Raw genomic sequence first — 16589 nt, forward strand, 5'->3', positions numbered from 1 at the left:
TAATATTTTGGTTTTAATTTCAATCTCTGTTCACGCTTTTTTATTTTATGTTTACACCATCTATACATAATATTATATATGTCGGTTGTATTTAATGTTAAATGAAATGAAGGACAATGATGCATTTTGTGCTGTTGGTATCCATATGTCAGTTTTGTCATTCCAGGGATCTGTCGAAGCCGTATTCTGCCCATAGTGGCTGTATATCATGTGCAGGCATGCAATGCAGTAATGCATCGTGTCGTGCTGAAGGTATATCTTAAAGTTTTTCATCGTTTGATATATTGTTAAAGAAAATACTCGTCAGAATCTGTTAAGTTCAGAACTGCCGGTTCCTTTACCTTTATATTTCTTTTTGTTTTTATTGTTGAACGAATAGGTTACAGACAGTTGTATCAGTTGCGAAGCACCTTTACGGTATTCGGTTACGTTAACTCCGTTTGTGCGTGTGAGATGCTTTTGCTTCTGTGTGCCGAATATGTCGTTTGCCAAAAGAGAGAACGACCAGTTGCCTATGCTTTTCAACAAATAAACATACACCGAGGCGTTGTCGTACATGTAATAAGTGTTGTTATTGCCTTTGCTCGACCACCATCCCGTAAGGTATGCATATATCCCCCAAGGCAGGTCGAAACGGTTCTGAAGGCTTATGCTTCCTATGGGCTTGTTGTATCTCTCTTCGGGCGAGCCGTATTTTAAGTCACAGATGGCGAGCTGTCCTTGTATCATCGGATGCCAGAAGCAGATATCCATGCTGTGCGACAGCACTATGTTTAGTTTGTTGAAGTCAGGCAGGTTTATCGGCTTGCGTATGTTGAGGTTATAGTCAGGCATGTGCATGTAGACATACTCTATCTGTCTTTTCATTCTTATATATGTTACGTTAAGCATGGTCTGTTTCCATGCCATGCTCAGGTTTATATTGTGTGGTGTCGATGAGCTCAGCAGCGGGTTGCCTGTCTCCCATGACGTGTGCGACACGTATGTCGAATTGTTGTTTAGCATGGAATAGCTCGGCCTGTATACGTTGATGTTGTATGAAAGTCCTATTCTCAGGTCTTTTACGGCATAGCTGATTATGAATCTCGGCAGCCAGTCGGTGTACGATTTTGATTGACCGTCTATTTGTTTTCCGTTTTTATAGTAAGTGAAGTCTGTCGCTTCAGCCCTTATTCCGGCTGTCAGCGTCAGGTTTTTAAGCGGTCTGTATGTTGCGTTGACGTATCCGGCTGCAAGATTCTGTTTAATAAAGTCGTTTGCCTGTGAGCCTGTGCCGTCAATAATGCTGCCAAAATCAGTCCTGTCTGACGTGTACGAATATTCGCCTCCCACGTCAAAGGACAGTTTACCGAAAGTCATGTTTAAGTTTGCCTTTGTGGCAATCAGATGATACGATGCCCTGTTTGAGGTGTTCACAATGCTGTATATCCCTTTGCTGTCCTCGGTGGTGTTCTGATTGTTTTTGCTTTCTCCGTACAGGTAGTCGGCGTTAGCCGTAATCTCAAAGTTCTTTTTTGCGCCGAACTTAATCGTGGCATATCCGTTAAGATAATGCTGCATACTCTGCGATAACGATTCGTTAGCCGATGCAATGCTGCTTTCCTGTCCGTCAGCGTTGGTCTTTATGTTACTGTCCGTGTTGTATTTGCTTGACGGTGTTCTCGAAAATTCGTACCTTACTCCTGCCGAATTGCTTTCTCCGAAGTCAAAGCTGCTTCCAGCCTGCAGGTTCATTGATTTGTTGCGGCTGTTATATTCGCCTTTTGTTAATGTATAATTTTGGTTGTTGTTGAATTTCTCGTCATATGTCCTGTCCTGTTTGAATCCGCTGTCGGCAACAGAGCCTCCAACAAAGAATCCTAATCCGTTCTTCAAGACATACGAAAAGTCGGCGTTTACGTTTCCCGATGCAACTTCAGACATTGTTCCGGAGCCTGTTATAACTCCGGCCAGGCCATTGTCGCGTTTCTTGGTGTGTATTATTATCACCGACGTTACGCTTGAGCCGTATTTAACGCTCGGGTCTGTAATGATGTCTACGCTCTTTATGTTTTCCGGCGACAACTGGCTCTGTTCGCTGCTGTTCCTTACGCGTCTGTTGTTTATGTATATTTCAGGCGTTCCCTTGCCGAGTACAGATATTCCACCGCTTGTTGCGTCAATCATCGGCATCATTCTTATGGCGTCATTGACCGACGGCAGTTTGGCGAGCGGGTTGCCTTCCATATCAACTGTAAGTCCTGAAGCGTTGTGCTTTATGAATTTTCTCACTCCCGTTACTGTTATGCCTTCAAGAGCCTTAGCCTGAGGCTGCATGCGTATTGCTCCGTTTAGCGGAATGTCGGCATAGGCGGTTTCATAGCCCAGTGATGTTACTCTCACGGCCAGAGTCTTGCAGTGTGTTGTGTCGTTTACAACGAATTTGCCTTCTTCGTCCGTAAGCCCTCCTGATATCAGACTTGAGTCGGCAGTGTTTATCAGTGCCACGCTGGCATATTCCATTGGCATGTCTTTTTCGTTCATCACCTTGCCGCTTATCTGCTGTGCATAGGCCTTTGTAAGTGCAAGGAGCATGATGATTAGTATTGTAAGTTTATTCATATTTATAATTTTATTGTTCTTTCTGTCAATATTTTTACATACTGTTTCCCATGTCATATTTTTGAAGGATATGGGTTACATATTATCTCGTCTGTTGTCGGTATGCATACGGCAACTCAAACCAGACCGCCAGTCGGCAGAAACTAAGGTTGTGCTTTTATGGGCAATTTTATAATTTGTACGATATTATAATTACCAAAACCGTGCCATAAAACGTATTTTGTTGTATATCAGAGAGATAGGCTAATATCCCATTCGTATGCATGTCTAATATTTGGACAGTGGTGTATAAAAATTAGACAGTATGTATACCTGGAAAAAAGAGAATAAGACATTTAGGAGTTAAAGGAGCATGTTTAAGTGAAGAATTCGCTTGTGTAACCGATATGAATCAACAAGACTAATGCGCTGCTTGTGCAACTGATTTGAATCAACAAAGTTAATGTTTCGGCAGATTTGCAATTGTTGTGCAGGCGAGAGCAGAAGCAAATTATATTTGGTTATGCCGAGCGCAGCCGACAATCAATAGAAATAATCTGCCGGAATTGAGTATAAGGATTTTAATCCGCCTACTTCCTATTTTTTGATTAATAGGTATGAGTTTCGGATCACAGATCCTTATATTTAATGCTGTCGGATAGCATATCCGACAGAACAATAGTCTTGTTGCTTTCTGACGTTTTTATAGTTATAAAACTAATACGCCGTATGTAAAACTGAGTTGAACCAACAAAGCTAATGTACCGGCTGATTTGTAATCTGCCGGAATTAAATATAAGGATTTTAATCCGCTTACTTCCTATTTTTGATTAATAGGTATGAATTTCGGATCACAGATCCTGATACTTTATGCTGTCGGATAGCATATACGACAGAACAATAGTCTTGTCGTTTATTGACGTTGCGTAAGCTTCTGTCTATAAAGACTTTATGTATCTGTCAAAGTCTCTCGACGAGCCGTCTTTGCCGGTTATTCTGTTATACATCCGTTTTCGTATGTTGGCAATGTCCTGAAGACTGCGGCCGGTAAGCATATTTATCTGCGAAGGTGTGAAGCCAAGCTTGACCAAGAGGCCCAGCTCATATTCGCTTTCACTCAAAACGGCCTTCAGCCGGCTTATTTCTTCGTAGCTGTCAAACAGGCTTATGAGCATTTTGCGCTCTTCTCCGCTCATCGTAACGTGCTCCTTTTCGGCATGTCTACGTAAAATTTTTACGACCGGCTCGTCTGCAAACGGCGTCATTCGGGCTGCAAAGTCCTTGTTTTTCTCATATTCGGCTTTCTCTTTTTGCAGTCTTTCAATCTCTTCCTCCTTCTCCTTAATCAGACTTTCCATCCGCGTCTGTCTGTTTTCGGTCAGTATGTCCAGCTCGCGCCTTGCCTTCTTCAGTTCGCTTATGCTGCGTTCATATTCTTTTATCTCGTTAACTCTTGCCCTGCGTTTCCTCATTATATATGTTCTCACGGCCAGTGCCCCGCCAATGGCTGCTGCCATGATAGCCATAATTATGATTATGCTGATATATTTTGTCCGCAATGCGTCTTTCTCAGCCTCTTCAGCATTCTGCCTGTATCTGTTATAGTTATACATTGCCTGCATCTGCTGGAGATGTTCGGTTGACATCTGGGCATACGCAGAATCTGTCATCATACGGGCTAAGTCTGCATATTTTGCAACAGAATCAGGTCGATTGCGCTTTCTGTATATGTCTGCTAAATCGTCGAAACAGTATTTAAGGTCAGAATAATTTTTTGTTGTTTTGGCACATTTGCGAAAATAATATTCGGCAGAATCAAGTTCGTTTATCTCGGCAAGATATCTTCCTTTAGTCACATAATATATTTCTACGCCTTTTTTAATATCTCCTTTATCATTAAAATTTCCGCTTTTATGTTCATATAGATTTATATAATGCTTTACATCAGACAACTCTTTGTTCTCCACACCATAATTTATCAATAATCCTAATGATCTGACCGCCTCTTTTTCATATCCATACTTAGAATAAAGTCCATACAGCTTTTTCCTTATAAAAATAGCAGAGTCAGACAATCCCAATGCATTATAAATATTTGATTTCTGCTCGTATGTAATAATAGTATTTAAAGTGTCTTTAGCCTTCATTGCGTATTTAAACGCCAGGCTATTTTCGTGGAAAGCATCGCTGAAGGCAAACTGATTTCTGAAAATCTCTGCCGACCATACGTGTATTCTGTGCAGTGTAAGGAAGTCGCAGCTGCTGTCAGTGGTGTCTGCCTTTGCTGCCGCTTCATGAAAATACTGCAATGCCATGGGGGCATCCTGACTTCTTTGATATACGCATCCAATGATATAGTATGCGAGCATACGTTCGTTAGAATCTCCGTGCTTGTCAAAATAGTCGGCAATGCCTTTCAGCGAGTCGGTGCTCATGGGCATTGCGAGTTTGTTTCTTACTTTAGCCTTTAGCAGCAGCAGCTTCATGTGCCGGCTTTTGTTCATGGCGCTTTCTCCCTCCAGACTGTCAATAAGCGTCATCGCCCTTTGCGGTGCCGCCTCGCTCAGACTGTCTGCCGTAGCAATATCTCTGTCTGCCGCCTGCTGTCCGCAAGACACAACAGATAATAGTGTTGGTACTATAGATACGGCCAATAAAAGGCCGCCCGTTATGTTGGTTATAATTCTTTTCATCGTTTTAAATGGTATTCGAGATGCAAAGATAATATTTTTTTGAGGAGTTAAAGGAGTTAGAGTAGTTAAAGGAGCTTGTTTAAGTGAAGAACGAAGAGTGAAGAGTGAAAAATTCGATACTTCACTTAACCGCCTGTAGCCACAAGACAAATGTGCCGGCTGATTTGCAATCTGCCGGAATTTAATATAAGGATTTTCAATCCGCTTGCTTCCTATTTTTATTTTAGATATGAATTTCTAATCAAAAAAATAGCTATTAAGGTATGAATCTCGGATCACAGATCCTGATGTTTGATGCTGTCGGATAGCATATCACTAGTGTTCGAAAGATTATTTTATCCAGGTTATGTTGCAATGGCTTAAATCCGTTTTTACGGAATTCTTGCCTTCAACCGAAAATCACTATTCTGTTTGTCCGCATTACCGCCATTTAGCACAACCATGAGTTGACAGACCCAATCCTGCATCTCCATAAAGAACATGAATTTGCCTATAGAGAATCCCAGGCCGTTCTCACGCTTGTAAATCATCACGAGCATGGCAGTGATGAGCGTCATGTACAGTATAACCTTAATTCCGTTCTCACTTGTTGACACGAAATGCGAGAAAGACAGGTTCTGCTTCAGGAACTTGAAGAATACCTCTATATCCCAGCGTCTCCTGTATGCCTCGGCTACCTGCTTCGGCGTAAGGCTGAAATCGTTGGTTATCAGGAACACCTCGTTCTCAACCCTCCTTACCTTGCCTTTGTTTGCAGGGCGTGTGGTGTCACGCGGATGCTTGAAGCGTGCCTTTATAACGCGGTATGGCGTTTCGGAGTATTTCTTCTCCTCATTGTCGTACAGATGTACAATATTGTCCTCATACAGCTCAAGATTGCCAAGGTCGGTGTCTGTGTCTTCTTTCATAAGGCTTTCCACCACTTCCATGTTGCGGCTGGTCTTTATCCTTCCTACAAATTTGCCATCACACTCGTTTATGGCGTTAAAGTTGTCCAGGGAACTGAGACCGCGGTCTATAACATATAAGTTCGCATGTCTGCTGTCTTTTTTGACAAGCTTGAGTACTACCTTTGGGATGGCCATGTCCTCGCTAAGATATACAGCCTCGTTGAACACCTCGGCCAGTCTGACGGCGAAACCGTCGTATGCCATGGTATACTTTATCTGCTTGCGCGGCTGCCTTCCGTCTCCGGGCTTCTTGCCGACGGTGAAACCGGCCTTGAGCCTGTTGCAGCATTCGGCCACCATGGAACTGTCAACACGTATCAGATACAGATGCATAATTTCCTCTTCAGTGTACAGTTGGGAGAAACGTCTGTATATAATCTCATAGGCTTTCTCAAAGAAGCTCAGGTCTATCTTTGACAGGCGGGTGGAAATGGAACTGTGCGTAACATGGGCGTCTGCACTTATGTTGAACAGCGTCTTGAACATGGAATTGTTGAATACAACCTCAAGTTTGCGCTGACTTATCTGATCTGCCGCCAGGAGGGCAAATACAAGGAGATAGAACATCCGCTCGCCGCTCAATACCTTGGCGCAATAGTCCACCTTTGTAGAACTGGACAGTTTGGCCAGTTCTTCATCGGGTATCATGCGCAGGATGTCTTTTGCATGAACTTTTACATCTTTCATTTCAATATTTTTTGCTCTATTATTATGATGTAAAGATACAAAAAAATATTGACATATGCAAATAAATAGCTGATTTTCAGATAGTTAAAATCTTTCGAACACTAATGGATAGCATATCCGACAGAACAATAGTCTTGTTGCTTCTTTTCGTCCTGTGCAACCGATATGAATCAACAAAGCTAATGTGCCGGCAGATTTGTAATCTGCCGGAATTAAGTATAAGGATTTTAATCCGCTTACTTCCTATTTTTATTTTAGATATGAATTTCTAATCAAAAAAATAGCTATTAAGGTATGAATCTCGGATCACAGATCCTGATACTTAATGCTGTCGGATAACATATCCGACAGAACAATAGTCTTGTTGCTTCTTTTCGTCCTGTGCAACCGATATGAACCAACAAAGCTAATGTGCCGGCTGATTTGTAATCTGCCGGAATTGAATATAAGGATTTTAATCCGCTTGTTTCCTATTTTGATTAATAGGTATGAATTTCAATCAAAAAAATAGCTATTAAGGTATGAATCTCGGATCACAGATCCTGATACTTAATGCTGTCGGATAGCATATCCGACAGAACAATAGTCTTGTTGCTTCTTTTCGTCCTGTGCAACCGATATGAATCAACGAAGCTAATGTGCCGGCAGATTTGTAATCTGCCGGAATTTAATATAAGGATTTTCAATCACTAGTGTTCGAAAGATTATTTTATTCAGGTTATGTTGCAATGGCTAAAATCCGTTTTACGGAATTCTTGCCTTCAACCGGATGTCACCATTCTGTTTGTCCGCATTACCGCCATTTAGCACGACCATAAGTTGACAGACCCAATCTTGCATCTCCATAAAGAACATGAATTTGCCTATAGAGAATCCCAAGCCGTTCTCACGCTTGTAAATCATCACGAGCATAGCTGTTATGAGCGTCATGTACAGTATAACCTTTATTCCGTTCTCGCTTGTTGACACGAAATGTGAGAAGGACAGGTTCTGCTTCAGGAACTTGAAGAACACTTCTATATCCCAACGTCTCCTGTATGCCTCGGCTACCTGCTTCGGCGTAAGGCCGAAATCGTTGGTTATCAGGAACACCTCGTTCTCAACCCTCCTTACCTTGCCTTTGTTTGCAGGGCGCGTAGTGTCACGCGGCTGCTTGAAGCGTGCCTTTATAACGCGGTATGGCGTTTCGCAGTATTTCTTCTCCTCATTGTCATACAGATGTACAATATTGTCCTCATACAGCTCAAGATTGCCAAGGTCGGTGTCCGTGTCTTCTTTCATGAGGCTTTCCACTACCTCCATGTTGCGGTTGGTCTTTATCCTTCCGACAAATTTTCCATTATACTCGTTTATGGCGTTAAAGTTGTCCAGGGAGCTGAGCCCGCGGTCTATAACATATAAGTTCGTATGCTTGCTGTCTTTTTTGACAAGCTTGAGCACGACCTTCGGGATGGCCATGTCCTCGCTAAGATATACAGCCTCGTTGAACACCTCGGCAAGCCTTACGGCGAAACCGTCATATGCCATGGTATACTTTATCTGCTTGCGCGGCTGCCTTCCGTCTCCGGGTTTCTTGCCGACGGTAAAACCGGCCTTGAGCCTGTTGCAGCATTCGGCCACCATGGAGCTGTCGACCCGTATAAGGTACAGATGCAGGATTTCCTCTTCAGTGTACAGTTTGGAGAAGCGCCCGTATATAATCTCATAGGCCTTCTCAAAGAAGCTCAGGTCTATCTTTGACAGGCGGGTGGAAATGGAACTGTGCGTCACATGGGCGTCTGCACTTATGTTGAACAGCGTCTTGAAAATGGAATTGTTGAATACGACCTCAAGCTTGCGCTGACTTATCTGATCTGCCGCCAGGAGGGCAAAGACAAGGAGATAGAACATCCGCTCGCCGCTCAATACCTTGGCGCAATAGTCCACCTTTGTAGAGCTGGACAGTTTGGCCAGTTCTTCATCGGGTATCATGCGCAGGATGTCTTTTGCATGAACTTTTACATCTTTCATTTCAATATTTTTTGCTCTATTATTATGATGTAAAGATACAAAAAAATATTGATATATGCAAGTAAACAACTGACTTTCAGATAGTTAAAATCTTTCGAACACTAGTGATTTTCAATCCGCTTGCTTCCTATTTAAATTATTAGGTAAGAATTTCGGATCACAGATCCTTATACTTAATGCTGCCGGATAGCATATCCGACAGAACAATAGCCTTGTTGCTTTCTAATGTTTTTATAGTTTCCAAGCCGAAAATTCTTTGGATTTCCTTTAATCAGCAGTTCTTGCTTTAAGTAAAAACTTAGGACAAAATATTTTTTCAATCTGGAAAATAAAAAGATAACGGATGTTAATTGCATGGTGCGAAAATGCAGAATGGTTAACATTCGTTTGCTTATCAGGATGGATAACGAGGCAACAAACATGGATTTTGAGCCGTAAAAGCATGGTTTTAGAGTGATTAAAGGATGCTTTTGAGAGTATAAGTCGGCCACTTTTGGAGCGTAAACGGCAGAGTAATATTTTTTAACTATTGAAGTTTTGAGCCCGGAACGGCATAAGGTATTGAATGACAGAGACTTAACGGAAATGCCTGGTTTTTGCCGTTTTTCACGCCAAATCACAGACTTGCGATGAACATCGCTATTCTGAGAGCGTCAAACGGACGGAAAATGTCAGAAATATTTACAAATAAAGAAACGTTATTAAGTGAAAAACGAAAAGGGAAAAGTGATAAATCCAAATGCCCAAAATAGATAATACCCACAAGGCATTTGGCTTTAACTCCTTTAACTTCGGCATAGCCAATTGTGAAACGAAGTTCAGCGTAGCTAATTATGAATTGTGAATTATAAAAATGCTTGCGAAAGATCTAACGAAAACCAACTCAAAATAAAGCAAAATCCATAGTTAATCCTAATAACAGATTTGGATTAAAAGGGGTCAGACCGGTAAAAGTTTAATGCCTTCTATGGCACGATATACGCTGTTATTTGTATTGAATGAATGTCCGTGCCATAAAAAATAGGTATGATGAAGTATGGCGGATGACGACAAAATACCTATTTATTATGATTGCAAGTTTCAGATAATTTTTGTTATTTTGCAGACAACATAACGGAGGCACGACAGCTTCGGGTCATAAAGACAGATAAACATTTAGCGGACGATGAAAAATAACAAGATGTATGAAGCCGACGACAAGATGATATCTCTGATTGCCGACAACTATAACATACTGCAGAGCCTTGGCAGGTTTGGCATAAATCTCGGCTTCGGCGACAAGACGGTGCGTGAGGTTTGTGAAGATCAGAATGTAGACACATATACGTTTCTTGCTGTGGTGAACTTCTCGATAAACGGCTATCGCGACTTTGACGACGGCGGACGCTTCTCGATACCCACGCTGATACACTATCTCAAGGCGTCGCACGAATATTATCTCAATTTTCAGCTTCCGTCGATAAGAAAGGAACTTGAGGCTGCGCTCGACGAAAACGACAACCTGGCGCGGCTGATAATGAAGCTTTATGACGAATATGCCCACGAGATAAGGCACCACATGGAGTATGAGGAGAAGACTGTCTTTCCCTATGTAGACGACCTGCTTAACAACAAGGTGAACAATGAGTATGACATAGAAACCTTCTCGAAGCACCACGGACAGATAGACCTGAAGCTGAGAGAGCTGAAGAACATTATAATAAAGTATCTGCCGAGCGACATACAGCACAACAACCGGCTGACGGCCACGCTATATGACCTGTATAACAACGAAGAGTGGCTGCAAAACCATTCGATGGTGGAAGACTGCATATTCATACCGGCCATACGCAACCTTGAACGCAAGTTTAAGCAGAACGACGTGAGCGTGAAGATTTCGAAAATGATAAGCCGTAATCCTAATAACAGCGAGACGCTGAGCGACCGCGAGAAAGACGTTATAGTGAGCTTGGTGCAGGGAATGACCAACAAAGAGATTGCCGACCATCTTTGTATTTCTATCAACACCGTGATAACCCACAGGCGCAACATCGCGCGTAAGTTGCAGATACACAGCCCCGCTGGCCTGACGATATATGCCATTGTGAACAATCTGGTGGACATATCTTCTGTGAAACTCTGAAAGAAGATTTAAAACGGTCATGAATTTTTGTGTTAAAATCGGTACGCTGTATCGATTTTTTGTTTTATATTTGCACTCGAAAAAGAATTAAAAAGAAAACTTTTTGAAGAAATTTATTTGCGAAGTTGACAAAAATGGAAAACTTTTGCGAAAATATTTTTGAAAAAGTTTTCCAAAATCAAGAATATGGAAATAAAAAATTTTACAATCACAAAGCGCGACGGAAGCACAGACCGTTTCAGTCTTGACAAGATAATGAATGCCATAATCAAGGCGTTCAACTCAGTGAATGAACCTGCCGACTTGGGCTGTATCTCAAAGATAATCAGCCACTTGGATATGCACGAGGGCATAAAGGTGGAGGACATACAGAACCAGGTTGAAGAGGCCCTGATGAAAGAGGGATACTACAAGGTGGCAAAGAGCTTCATGCTGTACAGACAGAGGCACACCGAAGACCGCGAGACAATGGAGAAGTTGAAATTTTTGACAGACTACTGCGATGCGGCAAATGCGGCAACAGGCTCAAAATATGACGCCAACGCCAACGTTGAGCATAAAAACATAGCAACGCTCATAGGCGAGCTGCCAAAGTCGAACTTCATACGCCTTAACCGCCGTCTGCTTACCGACCGTATAAAGAAGATGTACGGCAAGGAGCTTGCAGACAAGTATATCGACCTGCTTAACCACCACTTTATATATAAGAACGACGAGACGAGCCTGGCCAACTATTGTGCCTCGATAACGATGTATCCGTGGCTTATAGGCGGCACTACGTCGATAGGCGGAAACTCTACGGCTCCCACAAACCTCAAGTCGTTCTGCGGCGGCTTTGTCAATATGGTGTTCATGGTGTCGAGCATGTTGAGCGGAGCATGCGCCACACCCGAGTTTCTGATGTATCTCAACTATTTTATCGGTCTTGAGTACGGTAAAGACTACTGGAAGGAGGCCGACAAAGTGGTAGACCTGTCGATGAAGAAGCGCACCATAGACAAGATGGTTACCGACTGCTTTGAGCAGATTGTCTACTCTATAAACCAGCCTACGGGCGCACGCAACTATCAGGCTGTGTTCTGGAACATAGCATATTATGACAAACCATACTTTGAGAGCCTGTTCGGCGACTTCTACTTCCCAGACGGCAGCAAGCCCGACTGGGACGGACTAAGCTGGCTGCAGAAGCGCTTTATGAAATGGTTTAACAAGGAGCGCACAAAGACCGTGCTGACATTCCCTGTTGAGACAATGGCGCTGCTGGCCAAGGACGGCGACGTGATAGACAAGGAGTGGGGCGACTTTACGGCAGAGATGTATTCAGAAGGCCACTCGTTCTTTACATACATGAGCGACAATGCCGACTCGCTGAGTTCTTGCTGCCGACTGAGAAACGAGATACAGGATAACGGCTTCAGCTATACGCTTGGTGCGGGCGGCGTGTCTACTGGCTCGAAGAGCGTGCTGACAATAAACCTCAACCGCTGCATACAGTATGCCGTGAACAACAAGATGGACTATAAGGAGTTTCTGTCTGACGTGATCGACCTAACGCACAAGGTGCAGCTGGCATACAACGAAAACCTCAAGGAACTGCAGCGCCACGGCATGCTGCCGCTGTTTGACGCCGGATATATCAACATCGGCAGACAGTATCTCACAATAGGTATCAACGGACTTGTGGAGGCAGCAGAGTTTATGGGCCTGCAGATAACCGACAATCCTGATTATCTGGCATTTGTACAGACTGTGCTCGGACTTGTGGAGAAATACAACAAGCAATACCGTTCGAAAGATGTGCTGTTCAACTGCGAGATGATTCCGGCAGAAAACGTTGGAGTTAAGCATGCCAAATGGGACAGGGAAGACGGCTACTTCGTGCCGCGCGACTGCTACAACAGCTATTTCTATGTTGTTGAGGACGATTCGCTGAACATCATAGACAAGTTTAAGATGCACGGAGCACCATACATACAGCACCTTACGGGTGGCTCGGCGCTGCATATGAACCTGGACGAGCATCTGTCGAAGGCACAATACCGCCAGCTGCTCAAGGTGGCAGCCAAGGAAGGATGCAACTATTTCACGTTCAACATTCCCAATACAATATGCAACGACTGCGGACACATAGACAAGCGCTATCTGAAAGAATGTCCTCACTGCCACAGCAAGAACATTGATTACATGACGCGAATAATAGGATACCTGAAGCGTGTTAGCAATTTCTCTGCAGCACGTCAGGAGGAGGCAGCGCGCAGATATTATGCCGGTAAGGACAAGATGGCCGTATCAGAGTAGTCGGGTCGGTAGCTGAAATGCCGGCAGGCGTATAATGCGCCATACCGGGGATGACAAAGAGAACTAAAAACTTAAAGTAAAGAAATATACATGCTTAAATACGTTAACACGGGTGTGGTGTTTCAGGAGATACCCGACGAGGTTACACTTGCGGTGAACATATCCAACTGTCCGTGCCGCTGTCCCGGCTGCCACAGCCGCTATCTTTGGGGCGATGTGGGCGAACCGCTTACGCCCCTGGTGCTCGATGGCTTTATACGGGAGTATGGCGACGACATAACGTGCATCTGCTTTATGGGCGGCGACTCGGAGCCTGAGTATGTAGATATGCTTGCCCGCTATGTGCATAAGACATATCCTAAAATGAAGGTAGGCTGGTATAGCGGCCGCACAAGGATATCGTCGGCTGTGAACAAGGCTGACTTCGACTATATAAAGGTGGGCCCATATATAGAGCATCTTGGATGCCTGAAGAGCCGCACGACAAATCAGCGGCTTTACAAGCGTGCTTCGGGCGACGGCTTTACTGATATAACATACAGATTCTGGAGTGGAAAAGACTGAAAGTTTTTTTTCTTATTTGATATCTATGATGTCCGGTGCGTAAGTGCACCGGACGCTTTGTTTTCACCGGTAGCCACATTGCTTGCGGGGGGTAGTCGGTTGTTAGCTTGCTTGGCAGACATATATAATAAGGTGAATTTTTGCATAAGGATATCACAGAGGCATTGTAAAAATAGTGTAAATTTTTGCGCGTTTTGATTTTTAAGGCTATTTTTGTATTCGCAAAAGAATGAAAGCGTCAATGAACAATCGTTTGGCTATATATATATTGTCGGTTGTGGCAATAGCTTTAGGTGTTGTTTCGTGTGGAAGAACCGGTATCTCTAAGTCTGTTGTTATGGCAGACAGCCTGTCGCAGTCGGATCCGGCGGCAGCTATGGCATTTATAGACAGCATTACCGCGCGCAACGAAAATATGTCAACGGACAGCAGAATGCGCTTAGGACTATTGAGGACAAAAGCTCAGAACAGCGCCGGAGTGATGTTTACGTCAGACAGCGTGATGCGCAATATCGTTGAATATTATGAAAGTGAAGGAGACGCAGACGACCGTATGCTTGCCTATTATCTTATAGGCAGTGTGTACCGCGACTTAGGCGATTCGCCTTTGGCCTTGCAATATTTTAATAAAGCAGCGGAGCAGGCCGATACAACCAGCGCCGACTGCGACTATCGCCTGCTATGCCGTATACACGGACAGGCGGCCAATCTATTTCTTAAGCAGGAAATCCCATATTATGCCCTTAAAGAATTTGCCATTGCAGAGCGTTATGCCATGACTGCCGGCGACACTTTGTCGGCATTGGTCTTTCATGAACAGCGTGCCAATGCCTACTATCTGCTAAATATGCCTGACTCGGTTAAGGCCGTCAGAGAACACGTGGCGGCATTATATTCACAGTATGGATATTCTGCACATGCTGCGTTGGCTGTCGGGGCTTTGGTTCATCAGATGCTGCGCTGCGAAAACTATTCAGCTGCAAAAGAATATATGGACATATACGACAGATACGTATTTGCCGGCGGTAAGGATAAAATGGCAGAAGAGGGGCGCGATGTGTATTATTCATATAAGGGAGGATATTATCTGGGAATAAATAAAACTGATTCAGCCGAGTATTTTTTTCGCAAAGGTCTGAGCTGTTCGTCAAGTTTCAGCAATACGGAGAGTGCATGCCGCGGGTTGGCAGCCCTTTATAAACAGCTTAATCAGGCAGACTCTTTGGTGAAGTATACAGAGATGGCCCGTGTGGCAAATGATTCGGCCTATGCCAGCATGACCACTGAAAAGCTGTTGCATATGAAGGCGCTATATGACTATGGTCAGCAGCAGCGTATTGCATCCGATGAGAGAGAGAGGGTGGACAATGCATTGTTGGCGATTGTGCTTATTGTTGCTTCGTTTGTAGTGATTCTGTTAGTGTTCTTTGTTTTCTATTATAGAAAATTGCTCTTTAAGGAAAAAGAGAATGAACGGATGCAGAAAGAATGGCACGAGATGGAGCTAGAGAACAGGAAGCATAGGGAGAATATACGAATGCTCAAGCAGACGAAAGAAGATCTGAATGTACTGCTGCGACAATACGAGGGAGAGATAGAGCAGCTGGTAAAGGAAAAAACTGCTGCTGTGGAAGATCTGCAGAGAAAGATATCTGAATATGATAAAAACAGTCAGGAGCGGTATAGAAAGAAAAAGAATGTCGAACTGTATAACTCGTCAATTGTCATTAGATTTCATTATTTTGCCGAGAAAGTTATGGCATCTCCTGCTTTTGATGATTGGAAAGAATTGTATAAGTTCGTATCAAAAGAGCTTCCCGAACTTGCTGAGTATAAAGACACATTGAAGAATGGCGAATACGAGATCTGCGTTCTGGTAAGACTAGGATTCGCACCTTCAGAAATAGGAATACTGACCGGCAGAAAATTATCTGACATTGCAAATATCCGTAAGAGATTGTTGCTAAAGCTCTCAAACAGAGAGGGTTCCGCGAAAGACTTTGATGTTTATATGAAGGAAGAGTTCTGATGTAGGGCGGAAAAGTAGGAATTTTAATTATATAAATGGGAATATAAGGTTTAGGTGAATTTTGTGAAGTTTTGTGAAGTTTTATTTCAGCGATAATTTGCTGAATTAGTGCTTGTTGCCTATTTTTGCAGAAAAATCAAAATAGCGTGATGAAGGTAATTAAAGCATGTTTGGTATTTAGCATATTGTTTTTGTTATTTACCGTTAAGGCTAGTGCCGCAGGTTTAGATGAGATTCATTATATAGGTAATCAGCTACATCTGACATCAACAAAAGTTGATGAGAGTAGTGTGGGCAATCAGGTGCCGCGTGCTCCTATGGCACCGTTGACTATAAGTATTGACGGCAATACGCTTTATCTGTATGAACAGTTTACAGAAATGTCGCTTGAACTTTCTGATGAAAGCGGTGTTGTCTTTACTGACTATATTGCCGGAGGTGCATACAATACAAGCCTTCCTTCAGACCTTAAAGGCACTTATGAGCTTTTGATGAATGATGGTGAGTATATTTATACATGTACTCTTGTTATAGAATAAATTATACTTTCATTATTGTCCACTAAAAATCGCAAATAGTTCTTTGAAATAATTGAATTACAGTTTATTAGAAGAGATTTTCTTGCGCAACGATTTGAAATCATAACTTTGCAGCCT

General features: G+C 43.1%; 9 protein-coding genes. 5 read left to right on the top strand and 4 right to left on the bottom strand.

Features of this window, described 5'->3' with window-relative positions; translation table 11 throughout:
• Positions 1-303: 303 nt before the first annotated feature.
• The 4 genes from EJL04_RS02805 to EJL04_RS02820 all read right to left on the bottom strand — a co-directional run bounded on the left by EJL04_RS02805 (position 304) and on the right by EJL04_RS02820 (position 8920).
• The gene (locus EJL04_RS02805; protein WP_164511716.1) at positions 304-2601 is read right to left on the bottom strand and encodes a TonB-dependent receptor domain-containing protein; all 2298 of its coding nucleotides are present in this window, start codon (positions 2599-2601) and stop codon (positions 304-306) included.
• A gap of 917 nt (positions 2602-3518) precedes the next feature.
• Entirely contained in the window at positions 3519-5273 is a 1755-nt protein-coding gene (locus EJL04_RS02810) for a hypothetical protein (RefSeq protein ID WP_125104002.1), read from the bottom strand.
• Positions 5274-5644: 371 nt separating this feature from the next.
• Positions 5645-6910: an IS4 family transposase gene (locus EJL04_RS02815; RefSeq protein WP_125104003.1), complete on the bottom strand. Its 1266-nt coding sequence runs from the start codon at positions 6908-6910 to the stop codon at positions 5645-5647.
• A 744-nt stretch (positions 6911-7654) separates the two neighbouring features.
• Positions 7655-8920: an IS4 family transposase gene (locus EJL04_RS02820; RefSeq protein WP_125104004.1), complete on the bottom strand. Its 1266-nt coding sequence runs from the start codon at positions 8918-8920 to the stop codon at positions 7655-7657.
• Between the two features lie 1165 nt (positions 8921-10085).
• On the opposite strand from EJL04_RS02820, the gene EJL04_RS02825 reads away from it, so the two are divergent.
• From EJL04_RS02825 to EJL04_RS02845, 5 genes are all read left to right on the top strand, one after another.
• On the top strand, positions 10086-11042 hold the full coding sequence (locus tag EJL04_RS02825; RefSeq protein ID WP_053399235.1) for a LuxR C-terminal-related transcriptional regulator: 957 nt from the start codon (positions 10086-10088) through the stop codon (positions 11040-11042).
• Between the two features lie 186 nt (positions 11043-11228).
• Positions 11229-13340, top strand: a complete 2112-nt coding sequence (gene nrdD, locus EJL04_RS02830; RefSeq protein WP_021853601.1) for an anaerobic ribonucleoside-triphosphate reductase — start codon at positions 11229-11231, stop codon at positions 13338-13340.
• 90 nt (positions 13341-13430) lie between these two features.
• A complete protein-coding gene (gene nrdG, locus EJL04_RS02835) occupies positions 13431-13904 on the top strand; it encodes an anaerobic ribonucleoside-triphosphate reductase activating protein (RefSeq protein ID WP_125104005.1) in 474 nt (157 codons plus the stop codon).
• A 241-nt stretch (positions 13905-14145) separates the two neighbouring features.
• On the top strand, positions 14146-15933 hold the full coding sequence (locus tag EJL04_RS02840; protein WP_125104006.1) for a hypothetical protein: 1788 nt from the start codon (positions 14146-14148) through the stop codon (positions 15931-15933).
• A gap of 146 nt (positions 15934-16079) precedes the next feature.
• Positions 16080-16472 carry a hypothetical protein gene (locus EJL04_RS02845; RefSeq protein ID WP_164511717.1) on the top strand — a complete coding sequence of 131 codons (393 nt, stop codon included), beginning with the start codon at positions 16080-16082 and terminating at the stop codon, positions 16470-16472.
• Positions 16473-16589: the final 117 nt, after the last annotated feature.

The organism is Prevotella marseillensis, assembly GCF_900625065.1.
Classification (GTDB): domain Bacteria; phylum Bacteroidota; class Bacteroidia; order Bacteroidales; family Bacteroidaceae; genus Prevotella; species Prevotella rara.

Bases quoted from the DNA above. Each gene is read 5' to 3' on its own strand.
- EJL04_RS02805 (WP_164511716.1), bottom strand. From the start codon at position 2,601: ATGAATAAACTTACAATACTAATCATCATGCTCCTTGCACTTACAAAG.
- EJL04_RS02810 (WP_125104002.1), bottom strand. From the start codon at position 5,273: ATGAAAAGAATTATAACCAACATAACGGGCGGCCTTTTATTGGCCGTA.
- EJL04_RS02815 (WP_125104003.1), bottom strand. From the start codon at position 6,910: ATGAAAGATGTAAAAGTTCATGCAAAAGACATCCTGCGCATGATACCC.
- EJL04_RS02820 (WP_125104004.1), bottom strand. From the start codon at position 8,920: ATGAAAGATGTAAAAGTTCATGCAAAAGACATCCTGCGCATGATACCC.
- EJL04_RS02825 (WP_053399235.1), top strand. From the start codon at position 10,086: ATGAAAAATAACAAGATGTATGAAGCCGACGACAAGATGATATCTCTG.
- nrdD (WP_021853601.1), top strand. From the start codon at position 11,229: ATGGAAATAAAAAATTTTACAATCACAAAGCGCGACGGAAGCACAGAC.
- nrdG (WP_125104005.1), top strand. From the start codon at position 13,431: ATGCTTAAATACGTTAACACGGGTGTGGTGTTTCAGGAGATACCCGAC.
- EJL04_RS02840 (WP_125104006.1), top strand. From the start codon at position 14,146: ATGAACAATCGTTTGGCTATATATATATTGTCGGTTGTGGCAATAGCT.